This is a genomic window from Actinoplanes sp. ATCC 53533 (assembly GCF_003947245.1).
On sequence record NZ_QHHV01000015.1, the window covers coordinates 134,953 to 153,763 of the forward strand.

The 18,811-nt window shown below is 71.9% G+C and carries 16 protein-coding genes; 11 read left to right on the plus strand and 5 right to left on the minus strand.

Going from position 1 to position 18,811, the window contains the following annotated elements; translation table 11 throughout:
• Window positions 1-7: 7 nt before the first annotated feature.
• From DMB66_RS06215 to DMB66_RS06230, 4 genes are read right to left on the minus strand one after another with little or no spacing between them, the layout of a single operon-like run.
• Window positions 8-1,348 (minus strand): hypothetical protein, encoded by a 1,341-nt coding sequence (locus DMB66_RS06215; protein WP_125803035.1) that lies wholly within the window; start codon window positions 1,346-1,348, stop codon window positions 8-10.
• A 15-nt stretch (window positions 1,349-1,363) separates the two neighbouring features.
• Complete coding sequence (locus DMB66_RS06220) at window positions 1,364-3,232, minus strand: caspase family protein (protein WP_158647152.1); 1,869 nt, start codon at window positions 3,230-3,232, stop codon at window positions 1,364-1,366.
• Window positions 3,229-4,581: a hypothetical protein gene (locus DMB66_RS06225; protein WP_125803037.1), complete on the minus strand. Its 1,353-nt coding sequence runs from the start codon at window positions 4,579-4,581 to the stop codon at window positions 3,229-3,231. Before DMB66_RS06225 ends, DMB66_RS06220 begins: the two co-directional genes overlap by 4 nt.
• A 58-nt stretch (window positions 4,582-4,639) precedes the next feature.
• On the minus strand, window positions 4,640-5,500 hold the full coding sequence (locus DMB66_RS06230; protein WP_199752057.1) for a protein phosphatase 2C domain-containing protein: 861 nt from the start codon (window positions 5,498-5,500) through the stop codon (window positions 4,640-4,642).
• On the opposite strand from DMB66_RS06230, the gene DMB66_RS06235 reads away from it, so the two are divergent.
• Entirely contained in the window at window positions 5,499-6,488 is a 990-nt protein-coding gene (locus tag DMB66_RS06235; RefSeq protein ID WP_125803038.1) for a hypothetical protein, read from the plus strand. The genes DMB66_RS06230 and DMB66_RS06235 overlap by 2 nt on opposite strands.
• Window positions 6,485-7,423: a hypothetical protein gene (locus DMB66_RS06240; RefSeq protein WP_125803039.1), complete on the plus strand. Its 939-nt coding sequence runs from the start codon at window positions 6,485-6,487 to the stop codon at window positions 7,421-7,423. The genes DMB66_RS06235 and DMB66_RS06240 overlap by 4 nt, the downstream gene beginning before the upstream one ends.
• Here DMB66_RS06240 and murD read toward each other — a convergent pair.
• Window positions 7,405-8,778, minus strand: coding sequence for a UDP-N-acetylmuramoyl-L-alanine--D-glutamate ligase (murD, locus tag DMB66_RS06245; protein WP_125803040.1), 1,374 nt, complete (start codon window positions 8,776-8,778; stop codon window positions 7,405-7,407). The two genes, DMB66_RS06240 and murD, sit on opposite strands and share 19 nt — an antisense overlap.
• Window positions 8,779-9,025: 247 nt before the next feature.
• On the opposite strand from murD, the gene DMB66_RS06250 reads away from it, so the two are divergent.
• The 9 genes from DMB66_RS06250 (at window position 9,026) to DMB66_RS06290 (ending at window position 18,789) form a co-directional block, all read left to right on the plus strand.
• The gene (locus DMB66_RS06250; RefSeq protein WP_125803041.1) at window positions 9,026-10,252 is read left to right on the plus strand and encodes an FAD-binding oxidoreductase; all 1,227 of its coding nucleotides are present in this window, start codon (window positions 9,026-9,028) and stop codon (window positions 10,250-10,252) included.
• Window positions 10,252-10,521, plus strand: a complete 270-nt coding sequence (locus DMB66_RS06255) for a (2Fe-2S)-binding protein (RefSeq protein WP_125803042.1) — start codon at window positions 10,252-10,254, stop codon at window positions 10,519-10,521. Before DMB66_RS06250 ends, DMB66_RS06255 begins: the two co-directional genes overlap by 1 nt.
• The gene (locus DMB66_RS06260) at window positions 10,514-11,959 is read left to right on the plus strand and encodes an NAD(P)/FAD-dependent oxidoreductase (RefSeq protein WP_233624334.1); all 1,446 of its coding nucleotides are present in this window, start codon (window positions 10,514-10,516) and stop codon (window positions 11,957-11,959) included. Before DMB66_RS06255 ends, DMB66_RS06260 begins: the two co-directional genes overlap by 8 nt.
• Window positions 11,956-12,876 carry a dihydrodipicolinate synthase family protein gene (locus DMB66_RS06265; RefSeq protein ID WP_125803043.1) on the plus strand — a complete coding sequence of 307 codons (921 nt, stop codon included), beginning with the start codon at window positions 11,956-11,958 and terminating at the stop codon, window positions 12,874-12,876. Before DMB66_RS06260 ends, DMB66_RS06265 begins: the two co-directional genes overlap by 4 nt.
• Window positions 12,877-13,878, plus strand: coding sequence for a proline racemase family protein (locus DMB66_RS06270; protein WP_125803044.1), 1,002 nt, complete (start codon window positions 12,877-12,879; stop codon window positions 13,876-13,878).
• A 12-nt stretch (window positions 13,879-13,890) separates the two neighbouring features.
• Window positions 13,891-15,273 (plus strand): aldehyde dehydrogenase family protein, encoded by a 1,383-nt coding sequence (locus DMB66_RS06275; RefSeq protein WP_125803045.1) that lies wholly within the window; start codon window positions 13,891-13,893, stop codon window positions 15,271-15,273.
• Between the two features lie 76 nt (window positions 15,274-15,349).
• Window positions 15,350-16,018 carry a GntR family transcriptional regulator gene (locus DMB66_RS06280; protein WP_233624335.1) on the plus strand — a complete coding sequence of 223 codons (669 nt, stop codon included), beginning with the start codon at window positions 15,350-15,352 and terminating at the stop codon, window positions 16,016-16,018.
• A 133-nt stretch (window positions 16,019-16,151) separates the two neighbouring features.
• Window positions 16,152-17,840, plus strand: coding sequence for an ABC transporter substrate-binding protein (locus tag DMB66_RS06285; protein WP_125803046.1), 1,689 nt, complete (start codon window positions 16,152-16,154; stop codon window positions 17,838-17,840).
• 1 nt (window position 17,841) lies between these two features.
• The gene (locus DMB66_RS06290; RefSeq protein ID WP_199752058.1) at window positions 17,842-18,789 is read left to right on the plus strand and encodes an ABC transporter permease; all 948 of its coding nucleotides are present in this window, start codon (window positions 17,842-17,844) and stop codon (window positions 18,787-18,789) included.
• The last annotated feature ends 22 nt before the right edge of the window (window positions 18,790-18,811 follow it).

An 18,811-nucleotide genomic window follows, 5' to 3' on the forward strand; every position in this document is an offset into this window, starting at 1 on the left:
GGGAAACTCAGCCGGCCGCGTCCAGCGCCCAGCGCACCCGGTCGAGGCGGCCCTCCTCGTTGGAGTACTGATCCAGCGAGAACCACTTGATCCGCCAGGTCTGATAGCCCCGATCGTCCGGCCCCGATCCGCGGCACTCGACCAGCGACCGGATGAACAGCGGCATCGTCGCCGCGCCGAGCGCCCGCTCGCGTCCCTTTCCGCTCGGCCCGCCCAGGTGTGCGGACATGGCCTCCACGGCGTCGTCGGACAGCGGGTTGATCGCCAGGCACGGCAGGTTGTCCGCTCGCCGCGACGGAAGGTCGAAGCCTGGTTTGAGGAGCGCCAGGTTGAGCCGTACGTGCACCAGCTGCCGCTGGAAGCCCGCATCCATCTCGGTTTTCCCGGGCACGTCTTCCTCGATGGCCCGGTATGCCCGGACGAACCGGTCCAGGGTGGCCTTCTCCCACAGCTCCCAGGACTCGAACTCCGGTGGATGGTTGCGGCCGAGGCTCCGCATCGCCGGCCGGAGCGCCAGCAGCAGCGATGCCGCCCGCGCCGTCATGATCCCGGGATTCTGGAACGCGGTCCCCTGGGTGAGTCGGTGTTCGTCCACCTTGTCGGCGAAGCCCAGCTCGTCCCGGATGCGATAGACCGTCGCGATCGCGATCTCACCGACCGCGACGCCGTCGGTGAGCTCGCGGAACACACGCTGAATCCACCGCTCCTGCTCGGAGCGTGACCAGTCCGGGCGCTCCGGGTCCTCGAACTCCTCCGCCCACCGCGCGATCACGCGCTCGGCGGTGCGGCAGGCGGTGCCGGTCTCGGCGAGCGCCAGTTGGACGAACACCTCTTCCAGCCGGAGTCGATGTGACCGGCTGGCATCGCCGGAACCGTAGCCGTCGCGGAACTCGGCGTTCTTGTTCCGGGACTCGACGTGCAACATCCAGGCCGCGTCGTATCCCTGCTCCGTGTCTCGCTTGGATTCGGCAAGGGCCAGGGCGCGCAGCGCACCGAGCGCCCGCGGGGCGAACTCCGGCCACGGCAGACCCCGGGCGCAGTTCGCGATACGCCGGACCCGATCGAGCTCCGCCCCGCTCTGCTCGCGATCGTCCGGCGCCGTGGCGTGGCGGTCGAACGACGTCGAGATTCGTTGGACGCAGTCCCAGCTCGTCTCGTAGATCATCCAACCCATCAGCGGAAGTCGCTCGGCCAGCTCGGCGGGCGGCAACGGGGTCGGATCGGCGGCCAGCACGTCGCGATACGCCCGCACATCCGCCTCCAGGCGATCGACCAGCGGGTCATCGGTGAAGCGCTCCTTGGCGCGCAACGCGGTGCACAGTTCCCGCAACTCGTCGGCGGTCATCATCGCTGGAGGCTCTTCCTACTCGCTCGGTGTCATGTCGAAGTCGATGGCGTGGATCTCGTAGCGGACGCTGGTCGACAGGTCGGGCTCGACCTCGCGGGAGCCGCCGACGGCGATCTGATCGATCATGTCCCGCAGCCGGGTGCCGCTGCCCTGCGAACGGGTCCGGACGATCTCGGGTTGCTCCAGCGCGACGAGGCTCTGCGGCTCGGAAGTGAGCACCACCAGGATCGTCTCGGTCCGGGCGTACACCGGATCGAGCTGTTTCGGCCAGGACAGTCCCGCCCCGGCCAGCTCCCGGCGGGCGTCGTTGTAGCCGTACGTGTAAGCGCGGCGGGGCAGCAGCAACCGTCCGCTGGGGGTGCCCCGCATCAGCAGCGCGGCCCGCCCGGAGAGGCCGATGTCCAGCATCGACACGTACACCGGCACGTCGCCCTGGTTATGCACGGTCACAAAGATTCGCTGATTCGGAGTCAGCGGGCTTCCGGCGACGGGCGGCGGCTGCCTCGCACCGTCTACGACCAGGCCCCACTCAACCGTGACCTCGGTGCCCAGCGGAGCGGACGGATCGCCGGCCAGACACCGAAGCTGTGTCGCCCGGGCGTGGATCAGGACCGCGCGGGCGAGGTCGGCAAAGCCTTGGGCGTCGCTCGGGTACGGCGGATGCAGCGGCCCGATATGGTCGCAGAGGACGATTCCGCCGGAGTCGTCGAAGCGGATCTCGGCGCTCGCCTCCTTGCCGTGCTCGGCCGGGCGAGCCAGCGCCGTCCGCCGGAGCGCCTCCAGTGCCCGCTCCGAGCGCGGGTCGCCGCTCGGCACCCGCACGACGATCTGCGGCGCGGTCACCTTGGTGCGAAACGCCCGCGCACCCGTCGGCACCGCCGATCGTCCCGGCTCGAAGACCACTGTGCCCGCGACGGACATCGCCGTCACCTGGTCGATCGTGAGGGTGCCGACCCGATCCGCCCGGTCCTCGAGGGTCCTGCCCGGCGGCATGACGACGAACTCGTCGTCGGGCTGCACGCGCAGCAGGGCGCCGCCATCCAGCCGAACCCGCTCCGGCGGATGCAGCGGCGTCACCGGCAGGGAGTTCAGCAGTTCCTGCCGCTCGGTGGTGAAGAGCACCCGGTCGGCCGGCCCTTCCGCCTCGGGGCGCTGTTCCAGCATGCGCCCGGTCATCCGGTAGCGGATCAGGTCGAGCAGCGCGGCCCAGGTCACCGGCACCTCGCCGACCTCGGTGAGGGCACGGGTCAGCTCGTTGGTGAGGACGCCGCGGCAGACCCCCTGGTCATCCGGGCCCTCGAACGCGCGTTGGCCGGGAGCACAGGCGACGATGCGTACCGCGTTCTCGTTGCTCTCGCTGGGCACCAGGTCCATAGGCAGACGAAGCCGGTCGAGGCGGTCGCGGAGCCACGCATGCGGCGCCCTTTCCCGCATCGTCCGCAGACGCAGGCTCCCGTCGCGGGACATCAGCCCGGCATGGCAGCAGTCGAGAATCACCGTGACGTCGCGGGTCACCGCGGTGAGGCGGGACTGCAGGACGGACAGTTCCGCGGAGGCGATGCCACGGAAGTCGCCGGCGGTGGACTCGCCGTAGTCCACCGGAAGGATGTACTGCAGGTCGGCGGGTCGGTAGGGCCCCGTCTCCGGTGGCTGGGCCGAACCGCCGTGGCCCGAGTAGTAGATGACGACGGAGTCGCCCGGCCCCGCATCGGCGATGATTTTCTCGTACGCGGCGAGGATCCCGGCCCGCGTCGCCTTTGCCGGCGGGCACTCGCGTACGGCGAATCCGCGCGCCCGCAGGACCTCCTTCATCGCCACGAGATCATGTTTCGGGCCTTGCAGGCCGTCGTAGTCGGAGCCGATGAGCAGCGCCAGCCGATTCACCAGATCCCCCCGTCCGGATCCCGCTCCAGCATCAGCTCGATGTCGCTCCACCGATCAGGGCCGTACCGGTCGAGCACGGTCCACTCCTTTCGCCATTGTTGGTAGTTCGCGGTAGCTCCGGCGTCGTCCCGGCAGGCCTCGACCGAGCGGATGAAGTGCGGCATGGACGCGCAGCCGACGATGCTCGCGTCACCGCGAACCCCGTCGCCCTTGTCGGACGGTGCGGCCAGCCAGCGCGCCATCGCCTGCGCGGCGTCGTCGTCGAGCCGTCGCAGGGTAAGCGTCTCGTCCACGACCAGCGGCTCGTCGAGCGTCTCCGATGCCGTCAGCAGCGCCAGGTGCAGGCAGAACTGCACGATCGCGCGGGCGTGATCCTTGAGCAGCGGAATGGGGGTGTGGTCGGCCTTCTCCGCCGGACGTACGAGGAAGGCCAGCCCGATGCGGAATCGCCGGCGCAGGGAAGACATGAAGTCCGGCCAGGTGTCGTGGCCGGGCGGGAGCATGCCGAGACGCTGCATCGCCGGGCAGAGCGAGTACATGAGCAACAGCGCTCGGCATGTCATGATCGCCGGGTTGCGAAACCCGGTCCGCATGATGAGCCGGCTTTCGGTGATCATCTCCACGAAGCCGTGCTTCGCGTGGATCCGATCGGCGATGCCCAGCGCCAGCTCTCCCACCTCTGCCCCTTCGGAGAGCTGCCGGAACATGCGCAGCACCCACCGATCGGCCTCGCGCCGCTCGGTGGCCACGCTCGCGCCGCCCCACTTCTCGATCCAATGGCCGACCGTCTCTTCAGCGGTGCGACAGGCGGTGCCGGTCTCGGCAAGGGCGAGTTGCAGCAACACTTCGTCGAGGTCAAGGACGAAGCGCGCGTTCGCCTTGTCGTCGCCAAGGCTGTCCAGGTACGACTGGTGCTTGGCACGCACCTCCTGATGCAGCAGCCACGCCCCGTCGTAGTCGTTCCACTTGGAATCCACGAGGGCCAGCGCGCGGATCGCGCCCAGCGCGCGCGGTGCGAACTCCGGCCACGGCAGCGATCTGGCGACGTCGGCCAGCCGCGTGATCAGGTCGGCGTTGGCCCGGGACGCGCGCTGCACCTCGGCCGGGAGGTGGTCGATCTCGGCCTTGACACTCCAGAGCAGCATCAGCGAGGTCTCGTAGATCAACCAGCCCAGCAGCGGCAGCCGCTCCCGCAGATCCGCCGGTGGCAGCGAGGTGGGCTCGGCGCGCAGCCGATCGCGGCACTCCTCGGTGTCCTGCTCGATCCGGACCACCAGTGCCTCGTCGACGGGAACTTCCTTCAGCCGGACGTCGATGCAGAGCTGGCGGAGAACATTGCTTTCGATCATGGTCCCGTCGACCTCCCCTGTGCTGCGGACCCCTCGACCGCTACTGACGGACGGCGAATCAGTCGAGGAAGGTGCAGAGGGCGGCGGTGGCATCGTCGTGCTGCTTGCGACTTCCCGGTGGCGGCCCGTGCGATTCCGCGGCACGGACCGCATGGACGACGCCGCGCATCGGGCCCGCGGCGGCGAGATCGATCACCTCCCGCCAGCTGTATCCGTAGTGGTCGACCAGGCGAGAGATGCCGTCCGTGCAGGCGAACACCGATGTGGTCGGCACCCTTGGCAGCGCCCCGGTCAGCGCCTCCCGGGCCGCGTCCGGGTCGGTCGAGGCGACCCAGAAGCCGCCTCGACGGTTGCGCCACCCGGCGACCTCCGCCCGGGTGAGCCCGCGCATCGCGGCCGTCCGGTCGTCGGTCACCACCCGGCTGATCTCGCCTCCTGGGCCGACCAGGACCAGCGCCGAATCGCACAGCACCAGGTAGTCGACGAGATCGGGGCGTTCACGCAGAAGCACCACGGTGGAGGACGGGCTCTCCGGATGAGACAAATCACAGGTGCCGCCGTGCGCGGCACGCACCGCGGCGATGGCATCGGCGAGCACCTCGGTCAGCGGCCGGGTGCCGGGGGCGCTCAACCGCTGGGCCAGCGCCGCGCCCAGGGTCCGAACGAGCCACACCGGGTCGTGCGTGCATCCGGTGGGCACGTGCGGTGGGGAGGTGACGCCGTCCAGAAGGATCAGGAAATCGTTGCCCGCGAGTACGAGATCTTCGTTGGGCCGGCCCGGCGCAGCGGACGTCGCAAACCTGACATCCATCCACCACTCCCGTCCGGCCACCGCGACGCCGCCGCGTTCGAGCGCCGCTCTCGGGCCTCTAGTATCGGTGGCGACCGAGCACGCACCGATGTCGCGTGGAGGATTCATGTCCGGCTTCGCACCCGTAGCGCTCCCCGCTTGTGCACCGAACTTCCAGCCGGACGCGATCGCCGCCGATATCGAGGTGTGGATCTCCTCGGAACCGATCCGAGCGCTGGTCGGCAGGTTCGGCGGTGCCCTGCCGGCAGCCGATGTCGGCGGGCTGTTGACCTGGTTGGACGACTTCTCCGGCGAGCACTGGGACTTTCGCAAGAGGGCAGCCGGGGCGGAGCGCGACCAGGTCAAGGCGCCCGAGTTCGACCCGCCTACCACCCAACTGGTAACCAGCGCGGCAACCGCGCTGCAACTGGTCGAGCCGCGGATGCCGGCCCATCGGGAGTACGACCATCTGCTCGTCCTCGGCGGCCTGGGCCGGGCCTGCCTGCAGCGCACGGAGTATGCCGCGCAGCTCATCGACCAGGGGGTGGTCGCCGTCCCCGAGCTGGCCGCGCTGGGTAGCTTTCGCCCGCTGACCGCGGCCGAGAAGGAGCTGCCCGGCCTCGCTGGCAGCGGCCACGAGGTGGACGCGATGGACGCCGGCGTGCGCGCCGCCTTCCACCTCGACGAGTCCGGGCTGCTCGAGTCGTCGGACGGCCCGGTCGACAATAGTTCCTGGTCGGTGCGCACCTACCGGTCCCCGGCCGGTGTCGAGGTGCACGTGCTCGCCTCACCGTCGAGCGAACCGGCCACCCGCCGGGCCAACACCCCGGACACCTATGAGTTCTGGGCGCAGCGGATCAAACTGCGCGCCAAGGACCGCATTCTGGTGGTGACGTCACCGATCTACGTGCCGTTTCAGCACGCCGATGCGATGCGCATGCTCGCTTTGCGGTACGGCTGCGGGATCGACACGATCGGATTCGACTCGGGCAAGGTGAGCGTGCCGCTCGCACCCGGCGCCACCAACCCGGACCGCTACCTGCAGGAGATCCGCTCCGGAATTCTGTCCATGGTGCGGCTGCACCGGGCGGTCGCCGAGTCCGCGGCGATCCGATGACCGACGTCTACACCGGCGCGCCCCTGCCGTCGTGCGCCCCGGGGGCTGACCGGGCAGGCACGGCGGAGGGAATCGCCGCGTGGCTCGGATCGGCCGCGATGACCGCCCTGCTGGACGTGTTCGGGTTTCGCCTACCGGCCGGCGGCCCGCTCGTTGACCGGCTCGCCGACGCCGAGCGCTTCTCCACCCGGTGGGATTACCGCAAGGGGTCGGAACGCCACCAGGCGGTCGGCGAGACGTTCGAGCCGGAACGCGACGCGCTGATCCGGGAGACGACGGCCGCCCTCGGCCTGGCTGACTGCGCCGCACCCGCCGCGGAGCGGTACGACCATGTCCTGGTCCTCGGTGGCGGCGTCCGCACGATGCTGGCCAGAGCCGACCTCGCCGCGACGGTGTTGCGGCGACGGACCGGGGTTTCGACCGTGGCCGGGCTGGGCAGCACGCGGCCGCTGGTGGGCCAGGAGGAGATAACCCGCGAGCTGGGGCTGCGGCCCTGTCCCACCGAGGGTGACGCGGTGGAGGAAGCGCTACGCCGCGAGTTCGGCCTCGGCGAACCGACCGGGCACCGTCAAGGCGACGGCTGGTGGGTGCGCGAGCACGCCGATGCCCGGCCGCCGGTGTACGTGCTGGCCGCCCCGTCGACCCGATCGGGCATGCGCGCGAACACGGCCGACACGTTCGTCGGCTGGGCCGAGCTGCTGCCCGGCATCGCCCGCGGCGCGCGGCTGCTGCTGGTCACGACCGACATGTTCGTGCCGTTCCAGCATTGCGACGCTGTGCGGGTGCTCGGCCTCGGCTACGGCGCCATGATCGAGACGATCGGGTTCGCGACCGCGACCAGCCGCTGGGTGCCGCCCGCCCGCACGTTCGAGGTGCTGCAGGAGGTCCGTTCGGCGATCCGCTCCATGCAGCTGCTCTACGCCGCGGTGGCCTGAATCGCCTCGCGGAACGCCCGCGACTTGTGTTCCCAGTTGTCGTACCGGCCGTAGCTGGGCGCGGCGGGGGACAGCAGCACCACGCCGCCCGCCGGGGTGACCTCGCGGCTCAGCCGCACCGCGTCCGCCAAGTCGCCGGTGGAGATCGTCGTGATGCCGGGCAGGTCACGCAGCAGGCCGAGGATGACGTCGCCGTTGTCCGGGACGCCGATCAGCGTCGCCGTGATCTTGCGCTGCTCCAGGTAATCGCGGAGCGGGGTGTAGTCCACGGCGCGGTCCAGGCTGCCGCCGATGATCACGGTCAGCGGGCGGTCGGCGTACGCCTCGATCGCGAACATCGCCGACTGCGGGATGGTGGAGAGCGAGTCGTCCACAAAGATCAGCCCGGACGGATCGGGCAGCTCGGTCATCCGGTACTTCAGTGGCGCGTACTCCTGGACGGCGCGGGCCAGGTCGTCGCGGTGGACCAGGCAGTCGACTCCTTCGCCCTGGACCGCAGCCAGCGCCACGCAGAGGTTGCCCTCGTTGTGGAGCCCGACCGGCGCGAACAGGTCGCGCGGGAACAGCGGCTCGCCGGCCAGGAAGACCCAGCGCCGGCCGTCGGTGTGCTCGGTCACGTGGAACGAGTCCGGCCGGTTCGCGGCGACCAGCGGCAGGTCGAGACCAGCGCCCTGCTCGCGCAGCTCGGCGGCCAGCCGCTCGTCCTGACCGTTGTAAACGACCACCTCGGCGCCGTGCATCACGACGTTGAGCTTGTCGCGGTAGTAGGCGCTCTCGCCGCCCGACCAGTCGAGGTGCTCTTGGAAGAGCGAGGTCAGCGCCACCACCCGAGGCGAGTCCTCGATGTCGGCACACTGGTAGACGCTCAGCTCCAGCACATATCGCTCGGACTCGGGCAGGGCGAGCGCCGCCAGGCCGATGTTGCCACCGAGGGTGGTCTGCCGGCCGACGGCCTCCAGCATCTGATGAATCAGCGTCGTCGTGGTGCTCTTGCCCTTGCTGCCGGTGACGCCGACCGTGCGAGCGGCGTGGTCGGCCATCCACAGCGCGGTGCCGCCGGTGACCACCCCGCCCCTGGCGCGGTGCTCCACGATCCAGGGATGCGTCTGGCCGATGATCGGCGACCGGACGATCACATCGATCGAACGGAGCTGGTCGTGGGCCGCTTCCCCCTCGTAGAGCGGCGCGATCTCGGCGAGATGGCCGTCCCAGCCGGTGGCCAGGAAGGTCGTCTTGTCCTGGATCGCGATCATCCGCGCGGGACCGTGCGGGGCGATGGCCTCGGCGGCGGCGATCGCCTCCCGGCCGGTGCCCCAAACGGCGACGCGACGACCTTTCAAGTTCTCCAGACGCACGAGCGCTCCTCGGGTGCCACCAGAGCCGTCGATTACGGCTGTCACAGTACCGGGGCCCCGGCGGTCCCGACCGAGGCGCCCCGCAGCGATCTACCTGGCGGAAGCCCCCGCACGTGTCGCCCTCAGTAAAATTTTACAATCTGGTTCGGATTAGTCCTTGTCCCAAGGCTTCACCGAGAATGACGCCGAATCCCGGGTCACACCACAAGGCGTTCCTCGCGACGAAAGCATGTGACATAGTACTGCCGTGTCCGCTCACCTCCGGGCCCTCGTCGTGGGGGCCGGCATCGTCGGCGCCGCGACCGCCCGGGCGCTGGCCCGTGCCGGCTGCGACGTGGTCGTGGTCGAGCGAGGTGCCACCGCGGGTGGCACCTCGGCCGGCGGAGAGGGCAACATCCTCGTTTCGGACAAGGGCCCCGGCGCCGAGCTGCAGCTGACCTGGCGCACCCTCGCCGCCTGGGCCCGGGTGCGCGAGGAGCTGCGCGACGAGCTGCCGGCCGGCTTCCCCGACCTGGAGTTCGACCGCAAGGGCGGCCTGGTCGTGGCGACCACCCCGGCGGGGGCGGAGGCCCTGCTGGCCTTCGCGCGGACCCAGCGCGCGGCGGGCGTACGCGCCGAGGTCGTCGACGACGCCCGCGCCCACGAGCTGGAACCGGATCTCACCCCCGACCTCACCTCCGCCGTCTTCTACCCGGAGGATGCCCAGGTCCAGCCGGTGGTGGCGACCGAGGCCCTGCTCGCCGCGGCCCGCCGGTACGGCGCCCGGGTGCGCCAGCGGGTCGAGGTGACCGGCCCGCTGCTCGCCGGCGGCCGGCTCGCCGGCGTCCGCACCACGGCCGGTGACCTGTTCGCCGACGCCGTCGTGGTCGCCGCCGGCCCGTGGTCCGCCGGCGTCGCCCAGCGGCTCGGCGTCGGGCTGCCGGTCCGGCCCCGCCGCGGCACCGTGCTGGTCACCTCGCGGATGCCCGCGCGCGTGCGGCACAAGGTCTATGACGCGGACTACGTGGGCGCGGTCGGCTCCGGCTCGGCGGACCTCCAGGTGTCCAGCGTGGTCGAGTCGACCGCGGCCGGCACGGTGCTGATCGGGTCGTCCCGGGAGCAGCGCGGCTTCGACGGCCGGATCGAGGCCCGGGTGCTGGCCGCGCTCGCCGCGAAGGCGCTGCTGCTGTTCCCGTTCCTGGCCGATGCCCAGGTGATCCGGGCGTACGGCGGGTTCCGGCCCTACGTGCCGGACCATCTGCCGATCATCGGCGCCGACCCGCGGCTGCCCGGTTTGTGGCATGCCACCGGGCACGAGGGAGCGGGGATCGGGCTCAGCCTGGCCACCGCCGACCTGCTGCACGACCTGATCCTGGCGCCGGAGAAGGCCGACCCGCTGGCCGACGCGTTCCGTCCGGACCGGCCCGGCCTGCCGCAGGAACGTCTCCCGGACCGGCACAACGAAGAGCAGGAACGTCCGGAAGGAGTCGCTTGATGACCCCCGTCGCCAGGACCGTTCGGATCGAGGTGGCCGGCGAGCCGGTCGACGGCCTGGCCGGGCAGACCATCGCGGGCATTCTGCTGGCCGGCGGCCGGCTCTCCTGGCGGCGCAGCCGCACCGGCCGTCCGCGCGGGGTGTTCTGCGGCATCGGTGTCTGCTTCGATTGCCTGGTCGTGGTGAACGGCCTCCGCGACGTCCGGGCCTGCCAGCGGCGTGCCGTCGACGGCGACCGGATCGAGTTGCAGGAGGACGACCGTGGCTGATGCCCACCCGCGGCCGAAGGAGCACCGCGTCGAACAGGTCCCGGTGCTGGTGGTCGGCGGCGGCCCGGCGGGGATGGCGGCGGCCCGCGCGGCCCGCCGTGGCGGCGCCCGCGTCGTGCTCGTCGAGGCGGGCGACGACCTGGGCGGCCAGTACTGGCGGCACCTGCCGGCCGAGCGCGCGCCGGCCCGCGAGGACCTCTCGCACCACGGTTGGGCCCGGTTCCGCCGGATGCGGGACGACCTCCTGCGCGACGCCGGCTGCGAGGTCGTGCTCGGCGGTCACGTCTGGTCGGTGGACCGCCGGGACGGAGCACCACCGCTGGTCCATGTGCTGGTCGGGGCGCCGGACGGCGCCGGGCGGCAGCCGCGCGCGTTCGAGCCCGCCGCGCTGGTCCTCGCCACCGGCGCGCACGAGCGCACCCTGCCGTTCCCGGGCTGGGATCTGCCCGGGGTGTTCACCGCCGGCGCCGCGCAGGCGCTCGCCAAGGGGGAGCGGGTCGCGGTCGGCCGCCGGGTGCTGGTCGCCGGGTCCGGCCCGTTCCTGCTGCCCGTGGCGTCCAGCCTGGTGCGCACCGGCGCCCGGGTGGCCGGCGTGGTCGAGGCGGCCGGCCGGGCCCAGCTCGCCCGCGGCTGGGGCAGCCGGCCGTGGCGCCTGCTGCCCGCCCTGGCCAAGGGCGGTGAGCTGGCCGGATACGTGCGGGACCTGGCCGCGTACCGGATTCCCTATCGCACCGGCGCGGCGGTCGTCGCCGCGCACGGCACCGATCGGGTCGAGGCAGTCACCGTCGCCCGCCTCACGCCGGGCTGGGCGCCGGTGCCGGGCTCGGCACGCCGGATCGCGGTCGACGCGGTCTGTGTCGGCCACGGCTTCGTGCCGCGCGCGGAGCTCGCCACGGCGGCGGGCTGCGCGCTCGGTGCTGACGGCTCGGTCGCGGTGGACGCCGGGCAGCGTACGTCGGTGCCCGGCGTGCTGACCGCGGGCGAACTGGCCGGCATCGGTGGTGCCGATCTCGCCCTCGCCGAGGGGGAGGTCGCCGGTGCGGTCGCCGCCGGCCGCGCCCCGCCCCCGGCGGCGGTCCGCAGCCGCGACGTGTTCCGGGAGTTCGCGGCCCGGCTCGCCGCCGCGCACCAGATCCGGCCCGGCTGGCAGTCCTGGGTGGCCGACCACACCGTGGTCTGCCGCTGCGAGGACGTCACGGCCGGGGAGTTGCGGTCGGTCGCCGCGCTGACCGGTTCCCGGGGGCTGCGTTCGCTCAAGCTCACCACCCGCGCGGGCCTGGGCAGCTGCCAGGGCCGCACGTGCGGGCGGTCGGTGGAGGAGATCCTCGGGCCGGCCGGGCTCGTGGACGCCGGCCGCACCGCCCATCGCCCGATCGCGGTCCCCATCCGGCTGGGGGAACTGGCCGCCACCACCGCTGCAGGAGAGGACGTCCGATGAGCATCGATCTTCGTGGGGTCATTGTCGCCACCGCGTTGCCGTACAAGGAGAATCCGGCCGCGCCCGCCGGCCTGGAGGTCGACTTCGACCGGTTCGCCGAGCATTGCGACTGGCTGGTGAGCAACGGCTGCCGCGGCGTCGGGCCGAACGGCTCGCTGGGCGAATATTCCGCGCTCACCGACGCCGAGCGCCGCCGGGTCGTACAGGTGGCGGTGGAGGCGGTGGCCGGCCGCGGCATCGTGGTGGCCGGTGTGCACGGACCCGGCTGGCATCAGGCGCGGCACTGGGCCGAGCTGGCCGCCGAGGACGGCGCCGACGGCCTGCTCGCGCTGCCGCCGACCATGTACCGGGCCAGCCGCGAGCAGGTTGTCGAGCACTTCGCGCGGATCGGCGAGGTCGGCCTGCCGATCATGATCTACAACAATCCGATCGACACCAAGGTCGACCTGGTCCCGGAGCTGGTCGCGGAGATCGCGCGGTTGCCGAACGTCTCGGCGATCAAGGAGTTCAGCGGCGACGTGCGGCGGCTGTTCGAGATCTCCGAGAAGTGCGACATCGACGTCGTCGCGGGCGCCGACGACGTGCTGTTCGAGCTGATGGCGGACGGCGCGGTGGGCTGGTTCGCCGGCTTCCCCAACGTGTTCCCGCACGAGTCCGTCGTGCTTTACGAGCACCTGCTGGCCGGGCGCTTCGTCGAGGCGCGCGAGCTGTACCGGCACCTGATCGCCGCGTTCCGGTGGGATTCGCGCACCGAGTTCGTGCAGGCCATCAAGCTCGGCATGGAGATGGTCGGCCGGTACGGCGGCCCGTGCCGCCCGCCGCGCGGCCCGCTCACCGCCGAGCACACCGCACAGGTCCGCGCCGACGTGGAGCGCGCGATCGCCGGCCTGGAGGCGCACCGAGCGGCGGCGGTCTAGGTGCGGGCGTCACGGCTGTTCGCCGCGGTCGACTCGCACACCGAGGGGATGCCGACCCGGGTGGTCACCGGCGGGTTCGGCGTCGTGCCCGGCGCGACGATGAACGAGCGGCGGCTCCACTTCATCGCGCACCTGGACCACTTGCGGCGCCTGCTCGTCAGCGAACCGCGCGGGCACTCGGCGATGAGCGGGGCGATCCTGCAACCGCCGACCCGGCCGGACGCCGACTTCGGCGTGCTCTTCATCGAGGTGTCCGGCTGCCTGCCGATGTGCGGGCACGGCACGATCGGGGTGGCGACCGTGCTGGTCGAGACCGGGATGGTCGAGGTGACCGAGCCGGTCACCACGATCAGGCTGGACACCCCGGCCGGGCTCGTGGTCGCGCGGGTGGCCGTCCGCGACGGGCACGCGGAGAGCGTCACCCTGGAGAACGTGCCGTCCTATTGCGACCGGCTGGACGAGACCGTCGAGGTGCCCGGGTACGGCGAGGTCGGCTACAGCCTGGCGTTCGGCGGCAACTTCTACGCGATGGTCGACCTGGCCGCGCTGGGGCTGCCGTTCGACCGCGGGCGCAAGGACGAGATCCTGCGGGCCGGGCTGGCCATCATGGAGGCGATCAACGCCGGAACGCCGCCGCGGCACCCGGAGATCGAGGGGGTGGACCACTGCCACCACGTGGAGTTCATCGCGCCCGGCTCGGACGCCCGGCACTCCCGGCACGCGATGGCCATCCACCCCGGCTGGTTCGACCGGTCGCCGTGCGGCACCGGCACCTCCGCCCGGATGGCGGAACTGCACGCCCGCGGCGAACTGCCGCTGGGGCGGGATTTCGTCAACGAGTCCTTCATCGGCAGTCGTTTCACCGGCCGGCTGGTGGGCGAGACCACGGTCGGGGGCATTCCCGCGGTGCTGCCGACCATCACCGGCCGGGCCTGGGTCACCGGCATCGGCCAGTATCTGTTGGACCCGACCGACCCGTACCCGGCGGGTTTCGAGTTCTGAGAGGCTTACCCAGTGGACCTGGAACGAATTCTGACAGCGGCGGACGAGGCCCGGCCGACCCTGCGCCGCGGCGACCCGGCGGAGCGGGCGGCCTGGCTGGAGGCGGTGGCCGAGGCACTGGAGGCCGCGTCCGCCGAGCTGGTCGCGCTGGCCGGCACGGAGACCCACCTGCCGGCGGCGCGGCTGACCGGCGAGCTGCGGCGGACCACGTTCCAGGCCCGGCTGTTCGCGCAGGGCCTGCGGTCGGGAGAGCTCCTTCCGGTACGCGTCGACGCCGCCGACCCGGAGTGGGGCATGGGCCCGCGCCCGGACCTGCGCCGAACCGTCATCCCGATCGGGCCGGTGCTGGTCTTCGCGGCGAGCAACTTTCCGTTCGCGTTCAGCGTGTTCGGCGGCGACACCGTGTCGGCGCTGGCGGCCGGCTGCCCGGTGGTCGTCAAGGCACACCCCGGCCACCCCGAGCTGTCCCGGCGCACCGCCGCGATCGTCGCCGGGGCGCTGCGCGTGGCCGGGGCGCCGGAGGGCACGTTCGCGCTGATCGAGGGCGTCGAGGCGTCGCTGACCGTGCTGCGCGATCCGCGCATCCGGGCGGCCGCGTTCACCGGGTCCACCGCCGGCGGCCGGGCGCTGTTCGACATCGCCGCGGCCCGGCCCGACCCGATCCCGTTCTACGGCGAGCTGGGCAGCGTCAACCCGGTGGTGGTGACGCCGGCGGCGTGGGCCGAGCGGGCGACCGCGATCGCCGAGGGCTGGGTGGGTTCGCTCACCCTGGGCGCCGGCCAGTTCTGTACGAACCCCGGCGTCGTGCTGGTCCCCGACCCGGACGCGTTCCTGGCCGCGGTGGACCTGCCGGTGCCCGGCCGGATGCTGACCGAGGGCATCGAGCAGGGCTTCGCGAAGGCGGTGTCCCAGGTGGGCGCGCTGCCCGGCGTGCGCGTCGCGGCCGTGGGCCCGCAGAACGCCGAGGGGGTCCGGGCCGGTGTGCTGCGGGCCGAGGCGGCCGACGTGCTGGCCGACCCGCGGGCGCTGGAGATCGAGATGTTCGGCCCGGCCGGCCTGGTGGTCGGATACTCCTCGGCCGACGAGCTGATCGGCGTGCTGCGCCGGCTGCCGGGGCAGCTCACCGGGACGGTGCAGGCGCACAGCGCGGAGGCCGACCCGGTCGCGGCGGCGGCGGTCGACGCGCTGACCGAGACCGCCGGGCGGATCATCTATAACGACTGGCCGACCGGGGTCACCGTCTCCGGGGCGCAGCAGCACGGCGGGCCGTACCCGGCGACCACTGCGCCGACCACCACCTCGGTCGGTCTTTCGGCCATCGCCCGGTTCCAGCGGCCGGTGGCCTACCAGGGCGCCCCGGCGTCGGTGCTGCCGCCCGAGCTGCGGGATCGGTAGCCGGAGTGCGCAGTGTGACATTGTATTATCGGGCCGGGGCGCGCCGGATGAGCCGCCCGCGCCCTGGAGGTCACCGGTGAGGACGTCCGCCATCGGTCCCGTGGTCGTCGGCATGAGCCTGCGCGGCACGGTGGAGGACGCGGTCGCCGTCGCGATCGTCTCCGGCGAGCTGGCGCCCGGCACGCTGGTCAGCGCGCCGACCCTCGCCGTGCAGTTCGGGGTGTCCGCCACCCCGGTCCGCGAGGCCCTGCTCAACCTCCAGAAGCGCGGCTTCGTCGACGTGGTGCGGAACAAAGGCTTCCGGGTCACCGAGGTCAGCGAGCAGGATCTGTGGGAGATCGTCCGGCTGCGCCAGCAGCTGGAGGCGCCGCCGATGCGGGAGATCGCCCGCATCCTGCAGCCCGAGGCCGCGGCAGACCTGCGGACCAGGGCGCAGGCGATCGTGGATGCGGCCGCGGCCGCCGACCTGCCGGCCTACCTGGCCGCCGACATGGCATTCCACCTGCGCCTGCTTGAGCTGCACGGCAACCGGCGACTGGTCGCCATGGTCCAGGAGCTGCGCCAGCAGACCCGCATGGTGGGCCTGGCCGACATGATCGGGACGGCCGAGCTGACCCGCTCGGCGGCCGAGCACCACAGCCTGGTCGACCTGCTCGAGGCGCGCGACGGCCGGGGCGCGGAAGCCCTGCTCACGGCCCACATCGGGCACGTGCTCGGCTGGTGGAACGGCCGCGCCGAGGACTGACCGGCCCCCGCCGCCCCGCTCCGAACATCGGTGATTGGCTAACAAGTCGCCCAGAACCCTTCGCCAGCGAGGTGTGACATACTACTGTTCCCTTCATCGACCGGCTTCGCTCAGTCGAACGGAAGGCGGACTCTTGACCAGAACCTCACCCCCGGTGGCCCTGGCCGGGCTACTCGTCTCCGCGCTGGCCTTGCAGGCCTGCTCCGGCGGCGGCACGTCCGGCGACAAGAGCGGCGGCGGCTCGGCCGTCAAGGGCGGCACCGTCAATGTCTTGCAGGCCGATGACTTCTCCTATCTCGACCCGGCCCGGGGCTTCGACGGCGGGGTCAACGCGTTCTACCGGCTCGTCTACCGCACCCTGGTCACCAAGGCGGCCAACGACGCGAGCGACCCGAACGCGATGGTCCCCGACCTGGCGGAGAGCCTGGGCGTGGCCGCCGCGGACGCCAAGACCTGGACCTACAAGCTCAAGGCGGGCGTCAAGTTCGACACCGGCGCCCCGATCACCGCCAAGGACGTCAAGTTCGGCATCAGCCGCGGCTGGGACCCGCAGATCGGCATCGGCGCCCCGTACCTCAAGCAGCTGGTCGACGCGCCGGCCGGCTATCAGGGGCCGTACCGCTCGGGTGAGTTGTCCGCCATCGAGACGCCGGACGACCGGACTGTGGTGTTCCACCTCAAGACGCCGTTCCCCGAGTTCGACGCGGTCCTGTCGATGCCCAGCGCGGTCCCGTTCCCGGTCGGCACCGGCGGCGGCGACACGTTCATCAAGGACATCGTCGCCTCCGGCCCGTACGACCTGGCGACGTTCACCCCGGGCAGCACGATCGAGTTGAAACGCAACCCGCAGTGGGACGCGGCGACCGACTCGGTCCGCAAGGCGTACCCGGACAACTGGAAGTTCTCGATCGGCATCGCCGGCGCGACCATCGACGAGCGGCTGATCGCCGGCCAGGGCGCCGACGTCAACGCGATGTCCGGCAGCGTGCAGACCGCCACCATCGCCCGGCTCCAGACGCCGCAGCTGAAGGAACGGGTGGTCAAGGCCCCGTCCACCTGCCTCACCTACATCGGCCTGAACACCACCAAGAAGCCGCTCGACGACGTCCGGGTCCGGCAGGCGATCAACTACGCGGTGGACAAGACGTCGGTGCTCAACGCCACCGGCGGCAACCAGTTCGCGACCGTGTCCAACACGATCCTGCCGGCGTCGGTGTCCGGGCACGCCGACTACGACCTGTACCCGAGCGCCGGCGGCACCGGCGACGTCGCCAAGGCCACCCAGTTGCTGACCGAGGCCGGCTACCCGAAGGGCTTCAAGCTCACCCTGGACATCCGTTCCCACCCGATGACGCAGCGCCAGGCTGAGGCCCTGCAGCAGAGCCTCAAGCGGGTCGGCATCGAGGTGTCGCTCAACGTCATCGACGTGTCCACCTTCTACGAGACCATCGGCACCCCGTCGCAGCAGCACGACGCGGCGATCACCGGCTGGTGCCCGGACTGGGCGTCGAGCGCGTCCACCTTCCTGCCGCCGCTGTTCGACGGCCGGCAGGTCGCCGCGAAGGGCAACCAGAACCTCGCCCAGCTCAAGAACGACGCGGTGAACGCGGACATCGACCGGATCCGGGCGATGACCGACCTGGCCGCCGCGAACAAGGAGTGGTCCGCGCTGGACCGCAAGGTCATGGAGCTGGCGCCGATCGTCCCGCTGAACGTGGAGAACCGGATCTTCCTGCCGGGCGTCAACGTCGCGGGCGTGGTGGCGCCGCAGGGCGACCTCGACTACGGGATCGTCGGGCTCAAGGACCCGTCGAGGGGCTGACGTGACGATCTCGTCGACTCCGCTGGAGGCGGCGGCGGCCGATCCGGTCGCCGCCACCACGGACCCCCGGCGCAGCGTGGTGCGGGTGCTGCTGCGCGATCGGGCGGCCGTGGCCTGCCTCGCCTACATCGGGCTGGTGGTCGCGATGGCGGTGTTCGCGCCGCTCATCGTCCGGATCAGCGGCTGGGACCCGTACGAGTTCGACCAGAGCGCCATCGACCCGAATCTCGGCAGCATCCCGATCGGATCCTGGGGCGGCATCTCGGCGGAGCACTGGCTCGGCGTCGAGCCGGGCAGCGGGCGGGACGTCTTCGCCCGCATCGTCTACGGCGCCCGCTCGTCGATGCTCATCGCGCTCGGCGCCACCCTGCTCACCACCGTGCTGGGCGTCGTGTTCGGCCTGCTCGCCGGCTACTTCGGCGGCCGGACCGACGCGCTGATCTCGCGGTTCATGGAGTTCCTGATGGCGTTCCCCGCGCTGATCTTCATGATCGCCGTGCTGTCCGCGCTGCCCGCCGACGACCGGCGGTTCCTGCTGGTCGCGGTGATCTCGGTGTTCGGCTGGCCCTACCTGGCCCGGATCGTGCGGGCGCAGACCCTGTCGCTCAAGCAGCGGGAGTTCGTCGAGGCGGCCCGCGCGTCCGGCGCCTCCCGTGGCCAGGTCGTGTTCCGGGAGGTTCTGCCCAACCTGCGCTCCACCATCCTGGTGATGGTCACGATGGCGGTGCCCGGCTACATCGGCACCGAGGCCGGGCTGTCCTTCCTCGGGGTCGGGTTGGTCCCGCCGACGCCGTCCTGGGGCCAGATGATCGCCAGTTCGGTGAGCTGGTATTCGGTCGTACCGACCTACTTCCTGGTGCCGGGCGTCTTCCTGGCGCTGCTCGTGCTCTCCTTCATGGTCCTGGGCGACCACGTCCGCGCCGCGGTCGACCCGGGGGGCGGGGCATGACCGCCTGCACCGAGCGGCACCC